The organism is Acidiphilium sp. 20-67-58 (genome assembly GCF_002255515.1).
Lineage (GTDB): Bacteria > Pseudomonadota > Alphaproteobacteria > Acetobacterales > Acetobacteraceae > Acidiphilium.
Genome location: NZ_NCAS01000064.1, coordinates 1 through 6,541, shown reverse-complemented (window position 1 = coordinate 6,541; position 6,541 = coordinate 1). Strand labels below are relative to the sequence as shown.

Here is a 6,541-nt window from a genome sequence, read left to right as displayed (position 1 = left end):
TCCCACTATGTCCGAGACGTCACCTTCGCCGAGGATCGATCCCGGATCCGAACCAACCCTGGCGTCATCGCCCGATTGCGCAGCTTCGCCTTCAACATCCTGATGAACAGCAAAGCCAGCGCCAGCACCCTCAGCCAAGACCGCTACCGCGCAGCTCTCGCCGGACTCAAACACCTCCTCGCACTCATTACTATCCCAAAGCATTGAACAGCCCTGCGGCTTGGGCGGGTATGATTCGCTGAGCTTCCCCGAAGGAGGTTTGCGATGACGGTAGCGATAACGCGTTTGGACTTGTCGGCTATGGCGCTGCGCGAGCGGGCGGCTCGTGCGACGGATGCGAAAGTTTCGAGGCGGCTGCTGGCGATTGCTCTTGTTCTCGAAGGCTGGTCTCGGCGCGATGCGGCCGAGGCTTGTGCCATGGACCGGCAGACGCTGCGCGACTGGGTGCACCGTTACGCCTGAAGGACTGAGCGCCGCGCCGCGCCGCAACGGCCCGCCACCCCGATTGTCGGCTTCGCAGCAGGCACAGATCGCGGCATGGGTCAGGCAGGGTCCGGACCTGGAGCGTGACGGCGTGGTGCGGTGGCGCTGTGTCGACCTGCAGCGGCGGATCAAGTCCGAGTTTGCGGTCACCCTGCACGAGACGTCGATCAGCCGACTGTTGCGGCGGCTCAAGTTCACGCGGGTCCAGCCACGTCCGTATCATCCGAAGAAGGACGCTGCGGCACAGGACATTTTTAAAAAGACTTCGCCGGCCTGGTAGCGGCGGCGATCCCGGCCAGGGCGGCCCGTAAGCCGATCGAGGTGTGGTTCGCCGATGAGGCCCGTGTCGGTCAGAAGGGAACCCTGAGCTATGTCTGGGCAGAGCGGGGTTCCCGACCACTGGCTGTGCGCGACAACCGCCATGATTCCGCCTATCTGTTTGGTGCCGTCTGCCCGGAATGCTGTATTGGTGCCACCATCATCATGCCGGTGGTCAACAGCGAGGCGATGGCCGAGCATCTTCGGGAAATCAGCACGCAGGTCGCGCCGAGCGCGCACGCCGTGCTGGTGCTTGACGGTGCCGGCTGGCATCAAGCCGGCGAACGTTTGCCAGTGCCAGACAATATCAGCATGCTGCCGCTGCCACCCTATGCGCCAGAGCTCAACCCGGTCGAAAACATCTGGCAATTTCTGCGCGGCAACTTCCTCAGCCATCAAGTCTGGAACAGCTACGACGAAATCCTTGCCGCCTGCCGAAACGCCTGGAACAAGTTCATGCAGATGCCAGAACAAATCGCTTCAATCACCCAACGAGACTGGATCAAAAAAGTCATCGGATAGGCAGATTGGTATAACGCCTATATCCTGTTGTTTTTGCTTGTATATTCCAAGTTGTCTGTCGGTGAGAGAAAATCCGGCGGTTCAAAGAGTTCAATGATGGCGCAGCAAGCTGGGACCGCGTCGAGCGGATCATCGCCCGTGTCGAGGCCGGCGGGAGGACTATCACGTCTCGACCGTGCGCAGGCTGGTGCGGAGGCTGCATCACAGACCTGAGACGAAACGAAATAAATCGGTTACTAAAGCAGGTTATATGTACCCGATTGATATTTCCTGTTTTCCCGACTGGCTATACGTTTCAGCCAAACTTCTTCTTCAACCCCTGTTGTTAATTTCAGTCCAGAATGGCCCCGGAGTGATCCGGGGTTTTTTTTCTCAGGGCAAGGATCAAAAGCAAAGTGGAGCCGGTTGAGGCGATAGAAGCCGCTCTTGCGAGCACTCGTAGGAGTGCTTCGAAGGACCGGACATCATGAGGTCGCATCGGACACCGGCGAAGAGCACTGTGCGCTGATGGCGACGCTGATCGGGTCCGCCAGGCTCAGCGGCGTCGAACCGCTCGCCCGGCTCACCGACGTACTCCAACGCATCGTCGCCGGACGCACCAAGTCCGACGAAATCGGCAGCCTGATGCCGTGGAACTGGAAAACTCAGGCCGCTCTGCCAGCCGCCGTGTAGCGCTCGCTCGCCAAAGCAAGGCCGTCATTCAGATAGCGATTACGCACCGGGCGCACGCGATGGCGCACCAACTGACACACCAGATGCACGAACAGTTCGGCGGTCAGGCCGCCCTCATAGGTGCAGTACCAGAACCCGCCCTTGGCGTTGACGGCCGACGCAGCGCTGAACGTCTGACGCTGACCCGGGCGCTCGACGACCGGTTCAGTGGAAATCGGCATCGAGCGTTTGGTCACGCTTGGGGAACATGCACAGCAGCGTGAGACCAGCAACAGAAGAGACGACTGAGGCAGCAAGGATACCCAGTTTCGCTGCGTTGAGGGTGGCATCTTGAAATGCCTGGCCGGCGATAAACAGCGCCATGGTGAATCCGATACCGGTAAGAAGAGCCCCACCGACAAGTCCCCCCCAGGTGAGCCCCGCCGGCCGAATGGCGACACCCGTGCGCACCCCCAGCCATGCGAATGCTGTGACGCCGATCGGCTTGCCGAGGACGAAGCCCGCCATCACCGCCAGCGAGACTGGGTTGATAAGTCCCTTGATCGTGATCGATACCCCCGCGTTTGCAAGCGCGAAAAGCGGCATAACGCCGAAGGCGACCCAGGGATGGAGCATGGCCTCGAGCCTCTCGACGGGCGACAACGTCTCGCGCACCGCGATACCGGCAACCTGCAGCGCCCGGTTATCCTCGGTATCGCCACTCCAATGATCTCCCGGGGGATAGGAGAGCACCTTTCGCAAGATTTCCCCCAGACGCTGGTCGCTCACCCAGCCAGCCGTCGGTGTCATGAGCCCGAGGATAACACCAACAATCGTCGCGTGGATGCCGGACGCATTGACGGCGAGCCAGATAATTGCACCAGCCAGAAAGTAGACGCGGATGTTACGAACGCCGAGTAATGCCATCCCCCGAATTATCACCAGTCCGACGGCGCCGAGCGCAAGGGCAGTCCAGTCGATTGATCGACTGTAACCGACGGCGACCACGAGGATGGCGGCAAGGTCGTCGACGACCGCAAGCGATAGCAGGAAGACGCGTAGGCCCGGAGGCACACGCGAACCAAGGAGCGCCAGGCAGCCGATGACGAAAGCTGTGTCGGTCGGCATCACGACGCCCCAACCATGCTGCCCAGGTTGGCCATGCTGCAGCGCCAGATACAAGCCCATGGGCACAAGCATGCCTCCTGCCGCAGCTACGACCGAGAAAGCCACCATGCGCGGGTTCCGAAGTTCACCAAGCACCACTTCGCGCTTGATCTCGAGCGCAACGATGAAGAAGAACAGCGTCATCAGACCGTCGTTGATCAGATCCCGCAACGAGCGCAAAAACTGGAACGCACCGATCTGAATGCCGATTGGTGTCTCCCAAAGAGATCTGAAGCCATCGGACCAGGGTGAGTTGGAAAGCGTCAATGCAACGACGGTGGCCAACAGGAGAACGGCACCACTCGTGGCTTCGATGCGCAGGAACTGCGAAAACGAGTTGGTCAGCGCGTCGATGTGTGTGGTCGGCAGTTCGCCTTGCTGCAGTTTACTGTTCTGGTCCGTAATCAAATCGGCCATCTCCCCTTATATCTCGAGAAAACCCAACCCGCCCGGGGTGTCGAGGCGGTTACCCGTCCCGGCAAGCCCAATTTTTCCCGGCATCAGGCTGAATGCGGGCAGTGCGTGTCGGAATATGCCGTAGCCAGCACTCTCGCAGGATGCGGATCCGGCGTCCGGAATCCACCCGAACGGGGTCGGACCACACCGATCAATGGGACATCGGGCCGTGAAAACTTCCACCAAAAAACAGGAATAGCACGAGGATGACAATGAGCAGGGTCAGGATGCCCCCCATAGCCACGTCCTCCATAATAACCCGACCGGTAACCGGACTGATCGAAATACGCTCTAAGTGTATCCGTGAGCGCGCTAGCCGCCCGACGAGGTGCGCGTCGTCCAACGAATGCCCTCGGCATCAGAGCGAAAACGCACCGTAACGTTTCTATCCGAATGGGTTACTGACCAATCAATCCCCGCCTTTCCGAATTCCTTCGAGAGAAGTTGCAACCATGTCATATTACGGCTGCGATCATAATAGCCTTTCGGCATCGGATACTGCTGTGATTGCAAGGCGACTCTTTCCACTGAGCCTGGCGGAAATGGCGCAATCATTTGTTCGTTGGCTAACATGAATTCATTCCTTCAACTTGAGACCATGGCGCTCCTCCAGTCGATTTTCCTATCCTACAGGAAACGCATTGCAATCTTGCCAGTACGGGGTGGAGCGTCCGCGTTGGCTGTAGGCTTTATAGCCAATTAAGGAGCCAGCGGCCCGCCTGGTATCTCAGCAACCGTTACCCCATGATCTCCCTTGCGATCTGATACTGCAAAGTACGAATAACGGCGCACCCCTCGAAAGAGACGTCTACAGGGACACTGCCAGAGCGTGCTCGCACAAGCCAAAAGGCACCTAGCTGCGGTCAGTATTAGACCCAGCGATAAATGCCGCCGAATAGCATTATCAAAACCAAGGCGATGATGGTTAGGCCGATTAGACCTCAAAAGCCACGACCGCTATAATAGACGCAAAAGTAACCGTAATAACAGTCGCCACCCTACAAGAGGACGATTGGAAGTATCAGAATGATCGACGCAATGGATCATGATTCTTCGAAATGGGTAGCAGCTAGGCCGATGGGTCTCGCTGCGGACGTGATTGCTATACGCCGACGTTCGCTTGTCGTCGAGCAACACGGTCGCCGTTATCGAGATTTTGGCCGACGCCTTGGTAGTATATGTTATGCGGATCTTTTACACACACAGATCATCGTTGCCAGGGTAAGGATCTGCGTTATGGCCTTGTTTTGGATTGATTTGGTGCGGGCCGTCATGGCGTGTGCTTTACCGCGCTGTTTGTGAGCGCATTGCCTCCCGAAGAGATGTCCCTACCGACACCGGCAGTCGTATGGCAGCCGTCAAGCAGTGGCGCTACGGCTATCAAGACGAGTAGCGCCAGTGCAATCGTGAAACTCTTTTGCATGGTAATCATCCTTTCCGTTTTCCGTCGTAAGATGACGAGTGGATCCCGATGTGTAATTGGACGGTTCCCTGAAACCACTGTTTGACGTAATGCCCGCCCCGAACGCACAAGTGTATCTGCGATAGTCGGCGGGTGGTATGCACCTAGTCTGACGAACAAAAATTTACTCGTCGGTCTGGTTTTAAGCCGACAGCGTATTAGTGGGCACGCAGATGTAGCGCCGATTGTTTCAGCTTCAGTGCCAAAAAAAATTGTCGACCGCTGCGTGGGTTCGTCGCAATTCAGATCAGGGGCAACACGGCAGGCGGATCGCGGTGGGCGTGGTCTACTCGACGGTGTCGATCGGTTGTCCCAGGGGCGCTTAGCCATCGCCGTATGTGCTTTGTGGGCCCGTCTAGCATACCGGAACAAATCCGAAGACTTGGCTGCATTTTGTATAATTCCTGGTGGATCCACTGGCGGGATTGTGCGCGGTTGGATCGCCGGACAACTGGCTTACGATGTGGTCGTTTCCGCAAGCGACGTCGTCATCATGGCGGATACTCCCGAAACACCGTTTCGAAGGCGATCGCTCGCGTGTTCAGTTTTACAAAATAGGTGATTCGCGCCGACAATGATAGTATCGGAAATTACTAAGTGTCCGTACGTAAACAAACTGAGTCGGCCGATTCGGTTATGCGCCGCAGGGTCTTGCGTCGTCTGAATCACTTGTGTTGGGGTGGACGGCCCACCGGCATCGAATGTGCCGATATAAGGTCGAGCAACGAACCTAATGAAAGGGCCGCCTCCGGATGGCGGATTTCGAGCAGCCCAATGGCCTCGCCTTCACCGCCGATGGCGCGACGATCTACGTATCCGACACGTCACTGTCGCTCGGCGAGGTGCCCGGGCATAAAGCCGGAACGAAGCACGAGATCATCGCATTCGATGTGGGCGATGGCGGCATGCTCTTCAATCGGCGCTTCTTCTCCCACACCGACCACGGCTATCCCGACGGATTTGCGGTCGATGTGCGCGGCTGGGTGTGGACGAGTGTGGCAGACGGCGTGCATATCTGGTCCGCGGATCGGCGCAAGCTGGGCTTCGTACCAAGTCGCCTGTGAACTATGTGATCTGGCGGTGGGCGAAGCCGAGGCTTGGTGAGCGGTTTGCGGCAGAGAGCCATGCGAGGAGGGCACAAAGAAGCCTGATCAACCATCTGCGGAGCAGCCGGAGGTTGTGTCCGACGCCGGCGAGGATGGCGTTGATGGCATCACCGTCGACGCCGAGCAGGAAGTTCCGCCCCAGATGGCCGTCGGTCTTCATGTGGCCGATGACGGGTTCGATGGCGGCGCGTCGGCGCAACTCGCGGCGGATGGTGGGGGTGATGCCGCGTTTCTGGCGGGATATGAAGATCTTTCTGCCCTCGGCTTCGACGCCGTAGCCGCGATAGCCGCGGTCGACATAGGCGCGGGCGACGGCAACGCCGGTGATCCGCTCGACCTGCTCGATCTGGCCGGCCAGGGTGTGGCCGTCATAGGG

General features: G+C 58.5%; 7 protein-coding genes and 2 pseudogenes. 4 read left to right on the top strand and 5 right to left on the bottom strand.

Annotated elements, in window-relative coordinates:
- The 3 genes and pseudogenes from B7Z76_RS15305 to B7Z76_RS15295 all read left to right on the top strand — a co-directional run.
- On the top strand, positions 1–207 hold a 207-nt coding region (locus tag B7Z76_RS15305), incomplete at its 5' end, for a hypothetical protein (protein WP_291345041.1).
- Between the two features lie 57 nt (positions 208–264).
- Positions 265–1,323: pseudogene (locus B7Z76_RS15300) on the top strand (IS630 family transposase).
- 507 nt (positions 1,324–1,830) lie between these two features.
- A complete protein-coding gene (locus B7Z76_RS15295; RefSeq protein WP_231295199.1) occupies positions 1,831–1,995 on the top strand; it encodes a transposase domain-containing protein in 165 nt (54 codons plus the stop codon).
- On the opposite strand, the gene B7Z76_RS15290 is transcribed toward B7Z76_RS15295, so the two are convergent.
- From B7Z76_RS15290 to B7Z76_RS15275, 4 genes are all read right to left on the bottom strand, one after another.
- On the bottom strand, positions 1,968–2,231 hold the full coding sequence (locus B7Z76_RS15290; protein WP_155856271.1) for a hypothetical protein: 264 nt from the start codon (positions 2,229–2,231) through the stop codon (positions 1,968–1,970). The two genes, B7Z76_RS15295 and B7Z76_RS15290, sit on opposite strands and share 28 nt — an antisense overlap.
- Complete coding sequence (gene nhaA, locus B7Z76_RS15285) at positions 2,200–3,558, bottom strand: Na+/H+ antiporter NhaA (protein WP_291345037.1); 1,359 nt, start codon at positions 3,556–3,558, stop codon at positions 2,200–2,202. Before nhaA ends, B7Z76_RS15290 begins: the two co-directional genes overlap by 32 nt.
- Positions 3,559–3,909: 351 nt before the next feature.
- Positions 3,910–4,170 carry a hypothetical protein gene (locus B7Z76_RS15280; protein ID WP_155856272.1) on the bottom strand — a complete coding sequence of 87 codons (261 nt, stop codon included), beginning with the start codon at positions 4,168–4,170 and terminating at the stop codon, positions 3,910–3,912.
- A gap of 697 nt (positions 4,171–4,867) precedes the next feature.
- Positions 4,868–5,020 carry an entericidin A/B family lipoprotein gene (locus B7Z76_RS15275; RefSeq protein ID WP_155856273.1) on the bottom strand — a complete coding sequence of 51 codons (153 nt, stop codon included), beginning with the start codon at positions 5,018–5,020 and terminating at the stop codon, positions 4,868–4,870.
- Positions 5,021–5,811: 791 nt separating this feature from the next.
- Here B7Z76_RS15275 and B7Z76_RS15270 point away from each other — a divergent pair.
- The gene (locus B7Z76_RS15270) at positions 5,812–6,123 is read left to right on the top strand and encodes an SMP-30/gluconolactonase/LRE family protein (protein WP_011930564.1); all 312 of its coding nucleotides are present in this window, start codon (positions 5,812–5,814) and stop codon (positions 6,121–6,123) included.
- Between the two features lies 1 nt (position 6,124).
- Here the strand turns inward: B7Z76_RS15270 and B7Z76_RS15265 are convergent.
- A pseudogene (locus tag B7Z76_RS15265) lies at positions 6,125–6,541 on the bottom strand (IS5/IS1182 family transposase); the annotation flags it as partial.

Coding starts and splice junctions, on each gene's coding strand:
- B7Z76_RS15295 (WP_231295199.1), top strand. CDS start 1,831: ATGGCGACGCTGATCGGGTCCGCCAGGCTCAGCGGCGTCGAACCGCTC.
- B7Z76_RS15280 (WP_155856272.1), bottom strand. CDS start 4,170: ATGTTAGCCAACGAACAAATGATTGCGCCATTTCCGCCAGGCTCAGTG.
- nhaA (WP_291345037.1), bottom strand. CDS start 3,558: ATGGCCGATTTGATTACGGACCAGAACAGTAAACTGCAGCAAGGCGAA.
- B7Z76_RS15275 (WP_155856273.1), bottom strand. CDS start 5,020: ATGCAAAAGAGTTTCACGATTGCACTGGCGCTACTCGTCTTGATAGCC.
- B7Z76_RS15270 (WP_011930564.1), top strand. CDS start 5,812: ATGGCGGATTTCGAGCAGCCCAATGGCCTCGCCTTCACCGCCGATGGC.